The organism is Acinetobacter sp. CIP 64.7 (genome assembly GCF_000369745.1).
Classification (GTDB): domain Bacteria; phylum Pseudomonadota; class Gammaproteobacteria; order Pseudomonadales; family Moraxellaceae; genus Acinetobacter; species Acinetobacter fasciculus.
Genome location: NZ_KB850179.1, coordinates 1,573,768 through 1,591,706 on the forward strand (window position 1 = coordinate 1,573,768; position 17,939 = coordinate 1,591,706).

The following is a 17,939-nucleotide window of genomic DNA, read 5'->3' on the forward strand; positions in this document are numbered from 1 at the left end:
TCTAAACTAAGTGGTACAGAAACAATTCTAGGCATGTGTGAACATCTGTTAACTAAAAAAACCTTTTCGCATCATTAGTTATTTTTGTCAACTTACAAGCTACAAAAAAAGAGGAAAAAACTGCTTTCCTGTTTTTTTTGCAAGGCACGTAACTTTAGTTCTTTTCCTTATTTACAGTTTTGTTCACTTGAATCTAAGACATACGAAAAAAATGGAAGCAGTGCTTCCATTTTTGAGCCACGTAAACATAGAAATAAAAAACCCACTCAAATTAAGTGGGTTTTCGCATTCAAATCAATTGATTCGAGAAATTAGTTTTTCTCTTTATCTACGATTTTGTTCGCTTGAATCCAAGGCATCATCGCACGTAACTTGTTACCAGTAACTTCGATACCATGAGCAGCATTTTGACGACGACGGGCAGTCATAGATGGGTAGTTCAACGCACCTTCTTGAATAAACATCTTCGCGTATTCGCCAGATTGAATACGTTTAAGCGCATTACGCATTGCTTCACGAGACTGTTCGTTGATTACTTCAGTACCCGTTACATATTCGCCGTATTCAGCGTTGTTTGACACTGAGTAGTTCATGTCCGCGATACCGCCTTCGAACATTAAGTCAACGATCAATTTAAGTTCGTGTAGACATTCGAAATACGCCATTTCTGGTGCATAACCAGCTTCAACCAAAGTTTCGAAGCCCATTTTAACCAATTCAACAGCACCACCACAAAGAACTGCTTGCTCACCGAAAAGGTCAGTTTCAGTTTCTTCACGGAATGAAGTTTCGATGATACCTGTACGGCCGCCACCTACGCCTGAAGCGTAAGAAAGAGCAACGTTACGCGCATTACCAGAAGCATCTTGGTGAATCGCGATAAGGTCAGGAACACCTGAACCACGTTGGTATTCAGAACGTACGGTGTGACCAGGAGCTTTAGGTGCAACCATGATTACGTCTAAGTCAGCACGTGGAACAACTTGGTTATAAAGAATCGAGAAACCATGAGCAAATGCTAAAGTAGCGCCTTGCTTGATGTTTGGCTCAATTACGTCACGGTAAAGTTGAGATTGGAACTCATCTGGAGTCAAAATCATCACTACGTCAGCTTGTGCTACAGCAGCAGGAACTTCAGCAACTTTAAGACCTGAATTTTCAGCTTTCTTCCAAGAAGCAGAGTTCGCACGTAAACCTACAGTTACGTCAACACCAGAATCTTTCAGGTTAAGCGCATGCGCGTGGCCTTGTGAACCGTAACCAATGATCGCTACTTTCTTAGATTGGATGATAGATAAGTCACAGTCTTTATCGTAAAAAATTTGCATTGCTGTCTCCGCTTAAATGCTTGTTTGTCCGTTAAATCAGGCAATGACCCTTAAATTTACATTGCCTGATACCCTCTTCTTATTCAGATGAGGAAATACTTAAAATTTAGATGGTGAGTACTTTTTCGCCGCGTGCGATACCTGATACACCTGAACGAACCACTTCTAAAATCGTGTGTTCTGCAAGTGCATCAATAAACGCATCCACTTTTTCAGTGGTACCCGCGATTTGAATGGTATAGGTCGTTGGTGTTACATCGACAATCTGACCACGGAAAATATCTGCCGTACGTTTGATTTCGTCACGCGATGAACCCAATGCTTTGACTTTAATCAGCATCAATTCACGCTCAATATGTGCACCTTCAGACAGGTCAACCACTTTCACCACTTCAACCAGCTTGTTAAGCTGTTTGGTAATTTGCTCAATCTTGTGATCATCACCATAAGTGGTCAATGTCAAACGTGAAAGTGTTGGATCTTCAGTCGGGGCAACGTTCAATGTTTCGATGTTGTAGCCACGCTGTGAGAACAAACCCACTAAACGAGAAAGCGCGCCTGATTCGTTTTCTACGAGTACAGAGATAATATGTCTCATTTCGTGCGCTCCCCTTTAGCCAACCACATATCCTGCATCGATTGACCCGCAATCAACATCGGATAAACGTGTTCGGTACGATCTACCATAACGTTAATAAATACGCACTTGTCGTTAATTGCCATCGCTTCTGCAAGCTTAGACTCTAGCTCATCGGCATGATTAATCTGAATGCCGACATGACCATAAGCTTCCATCAGTTTGGCAAAGTCAGGCAATGAATCTACATAAGAACTTGAATGACGTCCTTCATAGTTCATATCTTGCCATTGTTTTACCATGCCTAAAGACTGGTTATTCAAGCACAGGATTTTTACATTCAGGCCATATTGCTTACAGGTCGAAAGCTCCTGGATACACATCTGAATCGATGCTTCACCGGTGATACATACTACTTGCTGTTCCGGGTATGCAAGCTTCGCAGCCATTGCATACGGCAAGCCCACACCCATAGTGCCTAGACCACCTGAGTTGATCCATTGACGTGGACGTTTGTATTTGTAATACATCGCACCAAACATCTGATGCTGACCGACGTCAGAAGTAATGATCGCTTCACCATTGGTCACTTTGTCCAATGCCTGAACCACTTGTTGTGGCTTCATTACGCCATCAACACCTGCTTCAAAACGACCACCATGAACCTTGCGCCATTCATTGATCTGTTTCCACCATGCCGCAATCGCTTCAGGATTTGGCTTAGAAACATTAAGCTGTTTCAACTGGTTCAACATCTCATTCAGTACAGGCTCTACAGCACCGACAATTGGAATGTGCGCCATAATGGTTTTTGAGATTGTCGCTGGGTCGATATCTATATGAATGACTTTAGCATTTGGACAGAATTTTGCAGGATTGTTGGTCACACGGTCATCGAAACGCGCACCCACACACAGAATTACATCTGCATTGTGCATGGTCATGTTAGCTTCATAAGTACCGTGCATACCCAACATACCGATGAACTGTTCATCATCACCCGGGAATGCGCCAAGACCCATCAAGGTATTGGTCACTGGATAACCCAATAGATGCGCAAGCTCTGTCAACTGTGCTGAAGCATTGCCTTGAACCACACCACCGCCTGAGTAAATAACTGGGCGTTTAGCATGGATCAGTTCTTCAATCGCTTTACGAATTTGACCTGAGTGACCACGGAACGGTGGCTGATACGAACGCATCTTCACTTTTTCTGGGTATTCGTAAGCAAATTTCTCTGCAGGATTGGTCGCATCCTTTGGAATATCAATCACTACAGGACCTGGACGACCTGAAGACGCAATATAGAAGGCTTTCTTGATAATCGCAGGAATTTCGCTGGCATGACGCACCTGGAAGCTATGTTTCACGATAGGACGTGAAATACCGACCATATCGGTTTCCTGAAATGCATCTTCACCAATCAGATGACTCGCAACCTGACCTGACAAAATCACCATCGGGATTGAGTCCATATAGGCCGTTGCAATTGGGGTCACCGTGTTGGTTGCGCCCGGACCTGAAGTCACCAGCACAACACCGGTCTTGCCTGTCACGCGTGAGTAAGCATCGGCCATGTGACCAGCAGCCTGTTCGTGACGTACGAGATAATGATTGATTCTGTCTTGTTGAAATAGCGCATCATAAATATGAAGAACTGCGCCGCCTGGGTATCCAAAAACATGTTCAACGCCTTCGTCCGCTAATGCGCGAACAAGCATTTCACCACCAGATAGAAGTTCCAACGTGATTCACCCTAATATTATTCACTACACAAATGGGAGGCATTTGCAGTGTTTCGTTTGTTAACTGTCTGCACTGTTATAGCACACAAATTTCATAGTTTTCAAAGCAATAGGAAAAAAATCTGATCTCTTCACTGTTCGAGCAATACGGGATCTAAAACATGTTGGGATAAACATATTTTGCTTAGCTTTGTTCAATTTCTCGGCTAGAAAAATCGCCCACTGCATGAAATGACACTTAGTCGAAGGGTGATCGATCTAAGGCATATAAAACTATTGCAGCATTCTTGTGTTTTCAGGCTTTAAAGTCAAGTTTAAAAAACAGACAATCCATACTTACTAGTGCCTAGATCTGCTGTTTTTAACAGCAATATCAGCTCATAGCCATGCATTGACTGTCTTGTCTATTCATCTAATCCAATAAAATTCATAGAGTTAATGGTTTAATTTTATAAATTTTTAATATGTCTTATATAAAAAAAATGAATGAATTTTTATTAAATGAAAGGAAATTGTTTATCAATAAATTTTGTATACGAAGATTTGTCTCTGATTTCTTATACGCTAGATTGAGCTTATTTAAGCAGTTAGCTTTGAATAAAGCAGATAAAAATCCATCATTTTTACTGAAAATATCACTACAATAATTGCAGTATTCCATGCCTAGCAAGCCGAGGCCCAAGAACAATGAAAATATCTTTTTTAACCGCCTTCAGTTTGAGTTGCGCAGTTGTTTTGAGCATCTGTAGCACCAGCGCTTCCGCGATCCAGTATCATAAATGGGTCGATGCGAAAGGTGTCACGCATTATACCAAGACGCCACCACCAAAATCTGCGAAAAAAGCCACCACAGTGGATACTTATGGCTGGAAAAATTCAGCACCGGCATCTCCAAGAACAGCTGAAACTGAAGTTCAAACCGAGAACACACCTCAAGAACAACAGCAACAAGCCCCTCAAGTTCCTGCGAATCAGGACCAGCAACAACGTGAAGCCAACGAAGCCTTGCAGCAATCTAAAAATCGTGCAGTTGCTTTATAAGACACCTCTATATAGAACAGCGTGTTTTTTCTTCGGGAAATGCCGGCGCAAAATTCACTTTTAGGTGCATTTTGCGCTATGCTGTGCAACAGACTTTTTTCACCGTAATTCACTGATACGTTTATGACTACTCACATTGATTCCGAATATCAAGCTAGTGCGATTGAGCCTCAAGTCCAACAGGATTGGGAATATCGCAAAGCCTTTAAAGTTGCCGACAAAGTAGAAGGTCCACGTCGTTATATTCTCTCGATGTTCCCTTACCCAAGTGGCAAGCTACATATGGGTCATGTGCGTAACTATACGATTGGTGACGTGATCAGCCGTTTCCATCGCTTAAAAGGTGAAACTGTCCTGCAACCGATGGGTTGGGATGCTTTCGGTCTGCCTGCTGAAAACGCAGCGATTGCACACCAGGTTGCACCGGCAAAATGGACATTTGAAAATATTGCTTACATGCGTGACCAGTTGAAAAAACTCGGTCTTGCAGTGGATTGGGATCGTGAATTTGCGACCTGTACCCCTGAATACTATCGTTGGGAACAATGGCTATTTGTTCAGCTTTATAAAAAAGGCTTGATCTACCGTAAGCTTTCAACCGTGAATTGGGATCCGGTCGATCAGACTGTTCTTGCCAACGAACAGGTTGAAAATGGTCGTGGCTGGCGTTCAGGTGCATTGGTAGAAAAGCGTGATATTCCAATGTACTACTTCCGCATCACTGATTATGCGCAAGAGTTACTTGACGATTTAGACACGCTTAAAGATGGCTGGCCACAACAAGTGTTGACCATGCAGCGTAACTGGATTGGCCGCTCACAAGGGATGGACATCACTTTCCCTTCAGCAAATCCTGACGTGTATGCAGATGGTTTAACGGTATTTACTACCCGTGCCGACACGCTGATGGGCGTAACGTATGTTGCAGTTGCAGCAGAACACCCGATGGCGCTGAAAGCGGCTGAAACAAACCCAGAATTGGCTGCATTCATTGAAGAATGCCGTATGGGTTCTGTGGCAGAAGCGGATCTTGCGACTGCCGAGAAGAAAGGCATGGCAACCGGTCTTTCTGTGAAGCATCCTGTGACTGGCGAGAAAGTTCCGGTCTGGATCGCCAACTATGTATTGATGTCTTATGGTTCAGGTGCGGTGATGGCGGTTCCATCACACGATGAACGTGACTTCGAATTTGCCAATAAATATGGCTTGACCATCAAGCAAGTGATTGATGCCAAAGGCGCTGATGATAGCGACTTTGATGCAACTCAATGGCAAGAATGGTACGGCTCGAAAGAAGGCAAACTGGTTAATTCAGGTGAATTTGACGGTTTAAATTTCCAAGGTGCATACGATGCATTCCTTGCTAAATTAGAACCAACAGGCCTGGCGATTTCTAAAGTTCAATTCCGTTTACGTGACTGGGGTGTATCTCGTCAGCGTTATTGGGGTTGTCCAATTCCAATGATTAACTGTCCATCATGTGGTCAAGTGCCAGTACCTGAAGATCAACTTCCTGTGGTTCTTCCGACTGACGTTGTTCCAGATGGTTCAGGTAACCCGCTGAACAAAATGCCTGAATTCTATGAAACGACTTGTCCTAGCTGTGGTGGCGATGCTCGTCGTGAAACAGATACGCTGGATACCTTCGTGGAATCATCTTGGTACTATGCACGTTATGCATCTCCCGACTTTACGGGTGGCATGGTGAAACCTGAAGCGGGTCAAACCTGGTTACCTGTCAACCAATACATCGGTGGTGTTGAACACGCGATTCTGCACTTACTTTATGCACGCTTCTTCCACAAATTGATGCGTGATGAAGGCGTGGTACAAGGCAATGAACCATTCACTAACTTGTTAACGCAAGGGATGGTGCTAGCAGATACCTTCTATCGTGAAGCTGAATCTGGCAAAAAAACCTGGTTTAACCCGGCGGATATCGAACTTGAAAAAGACGAAAAAGGCCGTGTGCTTTCTGCCAAATATAAAGAAGATGGCCAGGAAGTTGTGGTTGGTGGTCAGGAAAAAATGTCGAAATCGAAAAATAACGGTATCGACCCGCAATCAATTATTGACCAGTACGGCGCAGATACGGCACGTGTGTTCATGATGTTTGCTGCACCACCAGATCAATCACTAGAATGGTCTGACGCCGGTGTTGAGGGTGCAAACCGCTTCCTGAAACGTGTATGGCGTTTAGCAACAGGCTTCCTTGAAAAAGGTAACGGTGCATCAAACATCGACAAAGCGGCACTGTCTACGGCTGCACAAGACCTACGTCGTAAAACTCATGAAACCATCCAGAAAGTCGGTGATGATATTGAACGTCGTCATGCATTTAACACTGCCATTGCTGCATTGATGGAACTTTTAAATGCTAACAACAAATTTGAAGCTCAAGATGACAATGACGTTGCTGTCGCACGTGAATCGATTACCACGCTGTTAACTTTACTTGCACCATTTGCACCGCATTTAAGCCAGACTTTATTGGCTGAATTTGGGATTGAATTGAATTCAACTTTATTCCCTGCGGTAGATGAATCTGCGCTGACACGTAATACGCAAACCATCGTGGTTCAAGTCAACGGTAAGCTTCGTGGCAAGTTAGAAGTATCTGTAGATGCCTCTAAAGATGACATCTTGGCTCAAGCCAAAGCATTGCCTGAAGTTCAGCAATTCTTGACGGGTCCAACCAAGAAAGAAATTGTGGTACCGAATAAATTAGTGAATTTGGTGGTTTAAATCCTTAAGTTCCCTCTCCTCTCAGGAGAGGGCTAGGGAGAGGTAAATATATAACCCCTCATCCTAACCTTCTCCCAGAGGGAGAAGGAACTTTCTGAAGGATTTCACAATTCCCAAACAAAGCCCGTTGCCAGCCAACGGGCTTTGACTTTACAATCCAGTTCAGGATTTCAAATATTCCCCTTCGGGAAGCATAGAGGGCAACACATGCATTTGGGCAAACATTTAGCAGCAATTGTTTTAACTTGTGGTCTGAGTGCAGGCTTAGTCGGCTGTGGCTTTCATCTGAAAGGAACCAATCCGAGCTCCGCCCCTGTTGCTTACTCTGTCATGAGCCTGTCTTTACCGCCCAATACTGAAGAACTGCAAGAGAAACTGGCAGTTTACCTCGGTGCTGCAGGCGTACAGCTGAGTAATGCACCCAATGCTTATGTGTTACGTGTCCTGGATTACACCCCTCGCCGTCTGGAACTGAACGGTAAACTAGTTGAAACCTTGTTACGTTTAAACGTGACTTTCCGGATTGAAGATGCACAAGGCAATCCGATCACTGAACCACGCACTGTCGTGGCAACACGTACGTATCAATATGATATTGAAACGGTCAACACCGATGACCAGGAACAAAAATATCTGAATCAGGTCATTATTGATGATGTGGCGCAGCAGATCGCGCGTCAGATTTCATCGAACCGCTTACCCTTAGCCAAACAAAATACCTCAGCGCAACCTGCTCAATAAGACCTCTTTATGAAACTTGATTATCTGCAAGCCCTGAAACGTGTCGATGAAGCTCGCGGTGCTTGGGTCTTGCATGGTCAAGAGCCTTTGCTGGAACAGAATTTAATTGATGCCTTTCGGGCCAGCTGGCAAAAGCAGGACATTGAACGTCAACGCTATGACATTAGTTCGGTCGCCGACTGGAAAACCGTCTTTAATGCCTTGAACAGCTTGTCGCTGTTTTCAACCCAGTTGGCGATTGAAGTACATGGCAATATCAAACCGGATGCCAGCGCAATCAAGTTACTGAAAAACTATTTGCAGCATAATGAACAAAACCTGCTGTTGGTGGTGATGCCCAAACAGGATAGTAATAGCCTGAAATCCAGTTTCTTTCAGCTGATTGATGCCAATGGTGTGAATGTTTCGCTGGTGGCCAATTATCCAAAAGACCGGCAGCAGATTCTGGGTATTGAAGCTGAAAAACTCGGCATTCGTTTAGCCAATGATGCCTGGCAATGGCTGGAACAACATCATGAGCACAACCTGCTTGCAGCAAAGAACAGCCTGATGCGGGTTAGCGATACCTTTGCTGAAGTCGATATCATTCAGGTTGATCATTTATATGCATGTTTACAAGATCAGTCACGTTATAGCACCTATGATTTGAGCGATGCCCTGCTACAAGGTAATCTTTCCCAGTCGATCAAAATTTTTCAGTATCTAGTCGTTTCAGGTGAACCGATGAGCCTGATTTTATGGAGTCTCAGCAAGGAAATGCGTCTGTTGATGCAGCTGTTTGAACAACCGCAAAATGCCTTGCAAATCGGGATCTGGAAAACCAAAGTCGGCTTATATCAACAAGCCTTGCGCCGTCTCAGCCCACAGACTTTTCTGGCCTGGCCGGGGTTATTATTAAGAATTGATGCCTCAATTAAAGGACTCGGACATGAAAATCCGGAGCATTTGGTACTACAGGCGATTTCCAGTATCTGTGGCAAGCCCCTATTTCACTAAGTCTTTGTCAAAATTCGAAAAATAAAATAATAATCATTCCTATTAGTTTAAAAAAATACACGATTTATCCTAATTTCGCTTTTATAATCGTTCACAATTCTCTGATTTTGAACCGATATTGATCATGCCAAAAATAAAACCGACGAAATTGATTATGGCCGCCGTGATTGCCATTGCGCTCATCGCTGCGGGGTGGTACTTCCTCAAACCCAAAGAACAGCCTCCGCAATATATTACGGCTGAAGTCACCCAGGGCGATATCGAAAGCTCTGTACTGGCGACTGGTATTCTGGAAGCGACCAAGATGGTCAGCGTGGGGGCGCAGGTTTCGGGTCAGGTCAGAAAAATGTATGTAGAACTGGGCGATCAGGTCAAGCAAGGTCAGCTGATTGCGCGGATTGACTCCGTTCGTCAGGAAAATGATTTAAAAACCGCTGAAGCCAGCATTAAAAATCAGATGGCACAACTTGCAGTAAGACAGGCGAATTTGGCTAAAGTTGAAGCTGAATACAACCGTCAGAAAGCCATGTATGCACAGGATGCCACTTCTCGCTCAGAGCTGGAATCGGCATTTGCGAACTATAAAACGGCGCAAGCGGATATCACCGCCATCAATGCACAGATTGAACAGTCGCGTTTGACGCTGGCGACTGCCAAAGAAGATCTTGGTTACACCCAGATTGTGGCGCCGATGGATGGCACGATTGTGGCGATTGTGACCGAAGAAGGTCAGACTGTAAACGCCAACCAGAGTGCGCCGACTATTGTGAAACTGGCAAAACTGGACACCATGACCATTAAAGCTGAAATTTCTGAAGCAGATGTCATGAAAGTTGAAGAAGGTCAAACGGTTTATTTCACTACCTTAGGCAATAACGAGAAAAAGATTTACGCCAAACTGCGTCAAGTTGAGCCTGCACCCAATTCAATTAATACCGATAGCAATACATCAAGCTCATCGTCAAGTTCTGCGGTTTATTACAATGCATTGTTCGATGTACCGAATGAAGATGGAAAATTACGTATTGATATGACTGCACAAGTTTATATCGTACTGGATGAAGCCAAAAATGTGCTGACCATTCCTGCTGCGGCCATTCAAGGTTCAAACCGTCCGCCACGTGCCAATCGTGGTGAAGCGCGTGGTGAGGGTTCTCGCGGTGAAGGCAGTCCGGCATCACGTCCTGAAGCTGAATCGGCTCAAGGCAATCGTCCTGCCGGTGAACGTCCAGCGCGTCTAAACCTGTCTGAAGCAGAACTTGCATTGATTGAGCAAGGTAAAGCACAACGTGGCATGGTTCGTGTCTTGCAAGCCGATGGTACTGCAAAACCAACCCCTGTATTAATCGGTTTGAATAACCGCGCGACTGCGCAAGTGCTGAAAGGTTTAGAACGTGGTGATCAGGTGGTGATTGCCGATGGTTCTGATACCTCCAATGATGCAGCAAAACGCGGTGGCAATAGCCGTGGCCCAATGAGAATGTAAGCATGAATTCACAACAACAGCCTCTCCTCGAGGTGAAAAATCTGGTTCGTGAATTCCCTACGGGTGAAAGTACGGTCCAGATTTTAAAAGGGGTGAATCTGGAGATTTATCCGGGTGAACTGGTGGCGATTGTCGGTCAGTCCGGTTCCGGTAAATCGACCCTGATGAACATTCTGGGTTGTCTGGACAAACCGACCACGGGTAGCTACAAGGTCAAAGGCCGTGAAACCCGGGAACTGGAAGCGGATGAACTGGCGCAATTACGCCGTGAATATTTCGGCTTTATTTTTCAGCGTTATCATCTGCTGGGCGATTTAAATGCAGCAGGCAATGTCGAAGTCCCTGCGATTTATGCCGGTGCAGATTCATCTGAACGACATGCGCGAGCCGTCAAGATTCTGACCGATCTGGGTCTGGGTGAAAAAACCCAGAATCGTCCGAGCCAGCTCTCTGGTGGTCAGCAGCAACGTGTTTCGATTGCCCGTGCGTTAATGAATGGCGGTGACGTGATTCTGGCCGATGAACCGACCGGTGCATTGGACAAGAACAGCGGTATTGAAGTGATGCGCATTTTGCGTGAACTGAATGCTAAAGGTCATACCATCATTCTGGTCACGCATGATCATAATGTAGCGAAAAATGCGACGCGGATTATCGAGATCTCGGACGGCAATATTATTTCTGATCAGCCCAATGTTCCTGAAGTCGAAGAGCATCTGGAAAAACAGCCGCTAATCCGCAGTGAACAAAAGAAGATTTCTTCATGGCGTTCTGCAGTTGACCGTCTGGGTGAAGCCTTCCGGATGGCCTTGCTGGCCATGAATGCACATCGCATGCGGACTTTCTTGACCATGCTCGGAATCATTATCGGTATTGCTTCGGTGGTCTCGGTGGTGGCACTCGGTAATGGCTCACAAAAGCAGATTCTGGAAAATATCAGCAGTCTGGGGACCAATACCATTACCGTATTTCAGGGTCGAGGCTTTGGGGATAATTCCAGATCTTCACAGTCCAAAACCCTGATTCCGGCCGATGCCGATGCGCTGGCTGAACAACCGTATGTCGATGGCGTTAGCCCATCGGTGAATAGCAGTGTCACCGGCCGTTATAAAGAAATCGAAGCTTCAACCACGGTCAACGGCGTCAGTGAGGATTTCTTCTATGTACGTGGCATGACGTTCCAGTCCGGTCAGCCTTTTGACCGCAGTAGTGTCATGCAACAGGCGCAAGATGTCGTCATTGACACCAATACCAAAAATACCTTCTTTAAGGATGGCACCAATCCGGTGGGTCAGGTGATTTTACTCGGGAGCGTACCGAGCCGGATTATCGGGGTGATTGACGCGCAAAAAGGCATGATGGGCAATAATGACAGCCTGAATGTCTATCTGCCGTATTCCACCGTGATGAGCCGTATGCTGGGTCAATCCAATGTTCGCAGCATCATTGTGCGGATTAAGGATGAATACCCAAGTGCGGCGGCTGAAAATGCGATTCTGAATCTGCTGGTACAGCGACATGGCGCGCAGGATGTGTTTACCCAGAATGCCGACAGTATTCGTGAAACCATTCAGCAAACCACGGCGACCATGACTCTGCTGATTTCAGCAATTGCGGTAATTTCACTGGTGGTCGGCGGGATTGGCGTAATGAATATCATGCTGGTATCGGTAACCGAACGTACTCAGGAAATTGGTGTGCGTATGGCGGTGGGTGCCCGTCAAAGTGATATTTTGCAGCAATTCCTGATTGAAGCCGTTCTGGTCTGTATCTTGGGTGGTATTTTGGGTGTGCTGCTTTCTCTCGGGATTGGCCAATTAATTACCCATTTTGCCGGCGGTACTTTCCAGATGGCGTATTCAACCACTTCGATTGTAGCGGCCTTTGTCTGCTCAAGCCTGATCGGGATTGTGTTTGGCTTTATCCCGGCACGTAACGCTGCTCGTCTGAATCCAGTCGATGCGCTCTCTCGCGAATAAGGAATCTGATATGCAAATGAATTTAACCAAGCTTGCCAGTGCCCTGTTGCTGGGAAGCTCGCTGGTCGGTTGTGCCGCAGTGGTGAAAACCCCCTATCAACAGCCTGCGATCAATATGCCGGGTAGCTTTCAAAACAATAAGGTGCTTAGTCAGCAGATTCATGCCGATATTTTGGCAGATCAATGGTGGACTTTATTTAAAGATCCGCAATTAAATAATTTGGTGAATGAAGTATTGGCGCAGAATACCGATCTGGCAGTGGCCGGCATCAGTTTACAACAGGCCCGCATTCAAGCCAGACAAGCTCAAAGTCAGCAAGGCGTTCGTGTCGGTGATGCCGGACTGACAACACGTAGAAGTTTTGATTTAGAAGATGGTGATAGTTCATCGAGTTTTGGGATTAATTATCCGGGTTTAAGCTATGAACTGGATCTGTTTGGCAAACTGGCCAATCAGACTGAAGCGGCACGCTGGGAAGCACTGGCCTCTGAAGAAGACTTGCAGGCAACCGCACAAAGCCTGATTGGCACCACGGCACAATTGTACTGGCAACTGGCTTATCTGAATGAACGTTATAGTGTGGTACAGCAAAATCTGGCGACCGCGCAAAAAACCTATGATCTGGTGCGGGTGCAATATCGTGCCGGCGCAGTATCCGGTCTGGATTTAACCCAGGCGGAACAGGCAATTCAAAGTCAACAGGCGACTTTAAGCCAGATTGAACAGCAACGTGTGGAAACACGTACCGGACTCGCGGTATTGCTGCACATGCCGGTTCAACAGCTCGCGATTCAAGAGCCAAGCCGTTTACCGAATATTCAATTGCCGAGTATTCAGGCTGACTTACCGGCGAGTTTGTTGTCACGTCGCCCTGACCTTCGAGCGACTGAACTGCGCTTGCGTAAGGCACTAGCCAATAAAGATGCCAACAAAGCCAGCTACTATCCATCCATTAGTTTGACCGGTAATCTGACCACCGGTATTGGCAGCAGTACTTCCCTCTCGAATGCCCTGAAAAATCCGGTTGCAACTTTAGGTGCTGGTCTGACTTTGCCTTTCCTGCAATGGAATGACATGAAACGTGATCTACAAGTCAATGAGCTGGAATATGAAAAAGCCATTATCCAGTATCGCCAGACCATGTATGAAGCCTTTGCCGATGTGGAAAATGCCTTGTCGAATCGGACTGAGCTCACTAAGCAGGTGGCTTTGCAGCAACGCAATGTTGAGTTGGCCGAAAGAACTGAACGCTTGACTGAAGTGCGTTATCGTAATGGTGCAGTCGCTTTAAAGAACCTGCTGGATGCACAGGAAACTACGCGCAATGCACGACTGTCTTTGGTGCAAACCCGACAGAACCAGTACAATGCCTATGTCACCTTGATGCAGGCATTGGGTGGTAGTCCTATCCGTGAATTGCCTTAACAAAGCTTAATCCATAAAAAACCGCTGACAGACAGCGGTTTTTTAGTTCATATTATTTGGGTCAGTTTATTTCATTTGCAAATATGCATTCACATTTTTCAATAATTCAATCGATCGCTCATGTCCGAGCAAACTGCCTTTTTCCAGCCAGTCCCGTGCAATCCCGATATCACGCGCCACGCCAATGCCTTTGGTATATAAACGTCCAAGATGACTATAGGCATCTGCATTCACCTGCGCTGCCGCCTGCTGATAATACTGTACGGCTTGCTCAATATTACTCTCAACACCTTGACCTTGCTCATAGGATTCACCCAGAGCATTTAGCGCCACACCATTCTGCTGAGCGGCTGCTTTTTGCAGATAGCTCAAGCCTAAGGCAATATCCTGCGCAATCTGTTGCCCTTGAAGATACTTCAAGCCCAATTCTGCTTGTGCCTGGGCATGACCCAATTGCGCAGCCTGATGCAGATAGCGATTGGCCAGCTCTGCATTATTGATAAACACAGGATAAATGCCTGACAGAGCTTGGTACAGGAACCATGCCGCCTCTTTCGAACCTTTTGCAACCGCCTGATTCAGGTACTGGATAGCTTTGTCGCGTGTCGGTAAAGGGTATTCAACCAGACTATAAAACCGGCCAACGCTATAAATTAAATCCGCTTCAGATTGAGCTTCAATCTGCCAATACTGCTGTGCCGCGTTCTGAATCATTTGTGTGGCTTTGGCAATGTCTTTTACTGTACCGACACCATTTAAATAACACAGTGCCAGCCCCATCCGTGCAGACACATCGTCAGGACTAAGCTGATAGGCAGCCTGATATAACTCAAATGCTTTTTGCGGTTCGTTGGCCACCAGGTGCTGTTCAAAATACAGCGCAGCAATCATACATAAGGCAGGCGCATGCTGACTGTTGGCCGCTTCCGCCCAGTAACGAAATGCCATGGTTTCATTTTTATCAACATACCAGCCATGAAAATAGGCCAGCCCGATTAAGGTCTTAGCGTGTGCATCGGCGTGTTCTTTGGACTGCTGTAATAAATGCTGGAACACGCGCTGACGCTGGTCGGTATCGATACGGCCCTGTAGCACACCGGCATAATAATCATAGAGACCTTTCTGGTCACCGAGACTGATACAGCGTTTAATAAATTGCAGCGATTGCTTCAGGTCTTGAGGCAGAATCTGGCCACGCGCATAAGAGTTCGCAATCTGCTGATTGGCAGCCAAATGATCTTGTTGCGCCGCCAGAAACAGATAATGAATTCCTTGCACTAAATCCTGGGTCGCTGAATCTGTTAAATAATATTGAGCCAGCTGATACTGCGAATTGGCATGACCCTGCCCGGCATTTTGTATTAACAAGGCCAGACGCTGTGTCTCTGCAGCGGTCTCATTTTGATGGTCTTCGGTCGAAGAAAGTTCAGTGATGCGGTACTGGGCATCCAGATTGCCACGTGCTACCGCATGTCGGTACCAATACAAAGCTTTTTCCGGGTCAGCCTGTTGATACGCCTCCCCTTCATGAATCTGCCCCAAATGATAGGCTGCATCATCACTGCCCAGACGAAAGGCTTTTTCTAGATAACTAATCGCCTTTTCGGTATTCTGCTCATGTCCCAGACCTTGCAGATGCATCAGGCCCATGCCTACATAAGCTTGTGGAATTTCCTGTTGCTGGGCCAGCCCCTGATAAATCTGATAGGCACGTTCATAATTCGGATGTTCTGGATCTGAACTCAAACGTGCTGCATGTTTCAGTTGAGCATCAATCTGCTCAATCCATAAATCATGTTGTACAGCCTTCGCCTGATCACGTTTCACCGGATCGGGACGTTTCCACATCCAGATCGCTAACGCCCCTATCCCCAAAATCAGTACCAGCAAGAACCACATAGCTGCTCCAAAACATTATTTTTGTTCTGCGAATGAATCCTTTCATTCTAAACGCCAGTTTAAAAAAAGCACATAGATTGTGCTTTTTATTTTTTAAATCAGGCTTTTGCTCTTTTACTATCGAGCTTTTTCAAACCTTCTGCCACGGCAACCATGGCAAAGCTCGAAGTCACCACCACGGCAGAGCCATACCCCCCACAGCGCAAGCCGGCACTGGCGCAGACATCGGCACTGGAGAATGGATTATCAATTGAATAGACACAGGTAATGCCGAATTTTTCTTTGGGCTTTTTACAGATGCCTTTAGCACGTAACTGGGCACGCAATTTGGCCAGCATCGGGTCCTGTTCGGTTTTAGATAAATCTGCAACACGAATTTTCAGTGGATCCAGTTTGCCACCTGCCCCGCCCGATACAATTAAAGGAATCTTGTTAAAGCGACAATGTAGCATCAGGGCAAATTTGGCTTTGACATCATCGATGCAATCTAAAATCAGATCCGGTGTCGGAGCTAAAATTTCTTTGATATTCTCAGGCGTCAGATAATCATCAATTAGATTGATTTTAATCCGTGGATTAATTGCACGGCAACGCTCGGCCATAACTTCAATTTTTTCGTGACCTAATGTCGTACTCATGGCAGGCAATTGACGGTTAATATTAGACGCGGCCACCACATCCATATCGACCAAGGTCAGCTCGCCCACACCGCTACGTGCCAGTGCTTCTACCGCCCATGAACCGACACCACCGATACCAATCACCATCACATGACTTTTTTCATAATGGTTAAAGCTGTCTTCTCCATAAATTTTGGCAACACCAGCAAAACGGCGGTCATATTCATCATCTTGAAGCAGGTCAGTCATAGGTCATCTATAGCAATAAAAATACCGGATCATTTTAGCAAAATCCGCTTTTCTTTACCGCCACTAAATTTTTGATCGATTTAAATGACATTCAGATTGGATGAGAGCGACAACCGACTCGCGATTGATTAAAATATCAACAAATTAATTCTATGTCATTTGGCCAAAAGGAGTGGAATGTCATGCTATTTAACACCCTTTTGGGTTTGAACATTGTTTGTATCGGGCTTTATTTTTATGTTGTGATCAGCCAAAAGAACAAAAATTATTATCTCAGCATTCTCATTCGTTTAATGACTTTAGGATTATTTGGCTTAGTTATTTTCGATCGTTATGAAACACAGAATCATCTGATTGTGTTATTACTCTTGTGGGTAGGCTTTGAAAGCATGGAGCAGTTTTACACTAGAAAAAATCCAGTTCAGTAAAATAAAAAAAGAGGCTTTCGCCTCTTTTTCATGTATCGGAATTAATCTTTATTCATGATGAAAAAATATTCACGATAGTATTTCAATTCCGCAATCGAATCACGAATGTCATCCATCGCCAGATGCGAGGCATTTTTCTTGAGACCGCTCATGATTTCCGGGCGCCAGCGTTTGGCCAGTTCTTTCACTGAAGATACATCCAGATTACGGTAATGGAAATACTGCTCCAGTTCAGGCATCAGGCGGTGCAAGAAACGGCGATCCTGACAGATCGAGTTACCACACATCGGTGAAGATTTTGGATTGACCCATTTTTTCAGGAATTCAATAGTTTGCTGTTCGGCATCCTGAGCGGTCAGTTTACTGCGACGTACACGTTCAATCAGACCAGACTGGCCATGCTGGCGAGTGTTCCACTCATCCATGGCATTTAACAGACGTGCAGGCTGATGTACCGCAAGCACAGGACCTTCTGCCAAAATATTCAAATTGTCATCGGTTACAATTGTTGCAATTTCAATAATTTGATCATTGTCTGTGTCTAGACCTGTCATTTCAAGGTCAATCCAAATCAGGCGGGTATCAGCGGTGCTGCTCATAAATGTGCAATCTTATTGGGTTTAAAAACAACTATAGTAGCAAATTAATTACATCTTGGGTGTCATTCGGGGGCTGCTTC

The 17,939-nt window shown here is 45.4% G+C and carries 14 protein-coding genes; 8 read left to right on the forward strand and 6 right to left on the reverse strand.

The features are described 5' to 3' along the window. Positions 1-311 precede the first annotated feature (311 nt). From ilvC to F890_RS14120, 3 genes are all read right to left on the reverse strand, one after another. Entirely contained in the window at positions 312-1,328 is a 1,017-nt protein-coding gene (ilvC, locus tag F890_RS14110; protein ID WP_004278368.1) for a ketol-acid reductoisomerase, read from the reverse strand. Positions 1,329-1,434: 106 nt separating this feature from the next. Further along, the gene (gene ilvN, locus F890_RS14115; protein ID WP_004278369.1) at positions 1,435-1,926 is read right to left on the reverse strand and encodes an acetolactate synthase small subunit; all 492 of its coding nucleotides are present in this window, start codon (positions 1,924-1,926) and stop codon (positions 1,435-1,437) included. Beyond that, positions 1,923-3,650: an acetolactate synthase 3 large subunit gene (locus F890_RS14120; protein ID WP_004278370.1), complete on the reverse strand. Its 1,728-nt coding sequence runs from the start codon at positions 3,648-3,650 to the stop codon at positions 1,923-1,925. The genes ilvN and F890_RS14120 overlap by 4 nt, the downstream gene beginning before the upstream one ends. Positions 3,651-4,337: 687 nt before the next feature. On the opposite strand from F890_RS14120, the gene F890_RS14125 reads away from it, so the two are divergent. The 7 genes from F890_RS14125 (at position 4,338) to F890_RS14155 (ending at position 14,064) form a co-directional block, all read left to right on the forward strand. After that, entirely contained in the window at positions 4,338-4,691 is a 354-nt protein-coding gene (locus tag F890_RS14125) for a DUF4124 domain-containing protein (protein ID WP_005103228.1), read from the forward strand. Between the two features lie 123 nt (positions 4,692-4,814). Next, positions 4,815-7,436, forward strand: coding sequence for a leucine--tRNA ligase (gene leuS / locus F890_RS14130; protein WP_005103225.1), 2,622 nt, complete (start codon positions 4,815-4,817; stop codon positions 7,434-7,436). 207 nt (positions 7,437-7,643) lie between these two features. Then, positions 7,644-8,177, forward strand: coding sequence for an LPS-assembly lipoprotein LptE (locus tag F890_RS14135; protein WP_005103222.1), 534 nt, complete (start codon positions 7,644-7,646; stop codon positions 8,175-8,177). A 9-nt stretch (positions 8,178-8,186) separates the two neighbouring features. Further along, positions 8,187-9,173, forward strand: a complete 987-nt coding sequence (gene holA, locus F890_RS14140; RefSeq protein WP_004733070.1) for a DNA polymerase III subunit delta — start codon at positions 8,187-8,189, stop codon at positions 9,171-9,173. A 124-nt stretch (positions 9,174-9,297) separates the two neighbouring features. Beyond that, a complete protein-coding gene (locus F890_RS14145) occupies positions 9,298-10,659 on the forward strand; it encodes a MacA family efflux pump subunit (RefSeq protein WP_005103219.1) in 1,362 nt (453 codons plus the stop codon). A 2-nt stretch (positions 10,660-10,661) separates the two neighbouring features. Further along, entirely contained in the window at positions 10,662-12,638 is a 1,977-nt protein-coding gene (locus F890_RS14150) for a MacB family efflux pump subunit (RefSeq protein ID WP_005261816.1), read from the forward strand. Between the two features lie 10 nt (positions 12,639-12,648). Continuing rightward, positions 12,649-14,064: an efflux transporter outer membrane subunit gene (locus tag F890_RS14155; RefSeq protein ID WP_005261814.1), complete on the forward strand. Its 1,416-nt coding sequence runs from the start codon at positions 12,649-12,651 to the stop codon at positions 14,062-14,064. A 66-nt stretch (positions 14,065-14,130) separates the two neighbouring features. Here the strand turns inward: F890_RS14155 and F890_RS14160 are convergent, their stop codons facing one another. Then, positions 14,131-15,963 carry a tetratricopeptide repeat protein gene (locus tag F890_RS14160; RefSeq protein ID WP_005261812.1) on the reverse strand — a complete coding sequence of 611 codons (1,833 nt, stop codon included), beginning with the start codon at positions 15,961-15,963 and terminating at the stop codon, positions 14,131-14,133. A gap of 98 nt (positions 15,964-16,061) precedes the next feature. Then, positions 16,062-16,832, reverse strand: coding sequence for a tRNA threonylcarbamoyladenosine dehydratase (locus F890_RS14165; protein ID WP_005103214.1), 771 nt, complete (start codon positions 16,830-16,832; stop codon positions 16,062-16,064). A gap of 182 nt (positions 16,833-17,014) precedes the next feature. Here F890_RS14165 and F890_RS14170 point away from each other — a divergent pair, with 182 nt between their 5' ends. Continuing rightward, entirely contained in the window at positions 17,015-17,260 is a 246-nt protein-coding gene (locus tag F890_RS14170; RefSeq protein WP_005103211.1) for a hypothetical protein, read from the forward strand. 41 nt (positions 17,261-17,301) lie between these two features. On the opposite strand, the gene orn is transcribed toward F890_RS14170, so the two are convergent. Then, positions 17,302-17,859: an oligoribonuclease gene (gene orn / locus F890_RS14175; protein ID WP_005107901.1), complete on the reverse strand. Its 558-nt coding sequence runs from the start codon at positions 17,857-17,859 to the stop codon at positions 17,302-17,304. Between the last annotated feature and the right edge of the window lie 80 nt (positions 17,860-17,939).

What these genes read in the sequence shown, in the direction of transcription:
- ilvC (WP_004278368.1), bottom strand. Translation starts at nt 1,328, where the DNA reads ATGCAAATTTTTTACGATAAAGACTGTGACTTATCTATCATCCAATCT.
- ilvN (WP_004278369.1), bottom strand. Translation starts at nt 1,926, where the DNA reads ATGAGACATATTATCTCTGTACTCGTAGAAAACGAATCAGGCGCGCTT.
- F890_RS14125 (WP_005103228.1), top strand. Translation starts at nt 4,338, where the DNA reads ATGAAAATATCTTTTTTAACCGCCTTCAGTTTGAGTTGCGCAGTTGTT.
- leuS (WP_005103225.1), top strand. Translation starts at nt 4,815, where the DNA reads ATGACTACTCACATTGATTCCGAATATCAAGCTAGTGCGATTGAGCCT.
- F890_RS14135 (WP_005103222.1), top strand. Translation starts at nt 7,644, where the DNA reads ATGCATTTGGGCAAACATTTAGCAGCAATTGTTTTAACTTGTGGTCTG.
- holA (WP_004733070.1), top strand. Translation starts at nt 8,187, where the DNA reads ATGAAACTTGATTATCTGCAAGCCCTGAAACGTGTCGATGAAGCTCGC.
- F890_RS14145 (WP_005103219.1), top strand. Translation starts at nt 9,298, where the DNA reads ATGCCAAAAATAAAACCGACGAAATTGATTATGGCCGCCGTGATTGCC.
- F890_RS14150 (WP_005261816.1), top strand. Translation starts at nt 10,662, where the DNA reads ATGAATTCACAACAACAGCCTCTCCTCGAGGTGAAAAATCTGGTTCGT.
- F890_RS14155 (WP_005261814.1), top strand. Translation starts at nt 12,649, where the DNA reads ATGCAAATGAATTTAACCAAGCTTGCCAGTGCCCTGTTGCTGGGAAGC.
- F890_RS14160 (WP_005261812.1), bottom strand. Translation starts at nt 15,963, where the DNA reads ATGTGGTTCTTGCTGGTACTGATTTTGGGGATAGGGGCGTTAGCGATC.
- F890_RS14165 (WP_005103214.1), bottom strand. Translation starts at nt 16,832, where the DNA reads ATGACTGACCTGCTTCAAGATGATGAATATGACCGCCGTTTTGCTGGT.
- F890_RS14170 (WP_005103211.1), top strand. Translation starts at nt 17,015, where the DNA reads ATGCTATTTAACACCCTTTTGGGTTTGAACATTGTTTGTATCGGGCTT.
- orn (WP_005107901.1), bottom strand. Translation starts at nt 17,859, where the DNA reads ATGAGCAGCACCGCTGATACCCGCCTGATTTGGATTGACCTTGAAATG.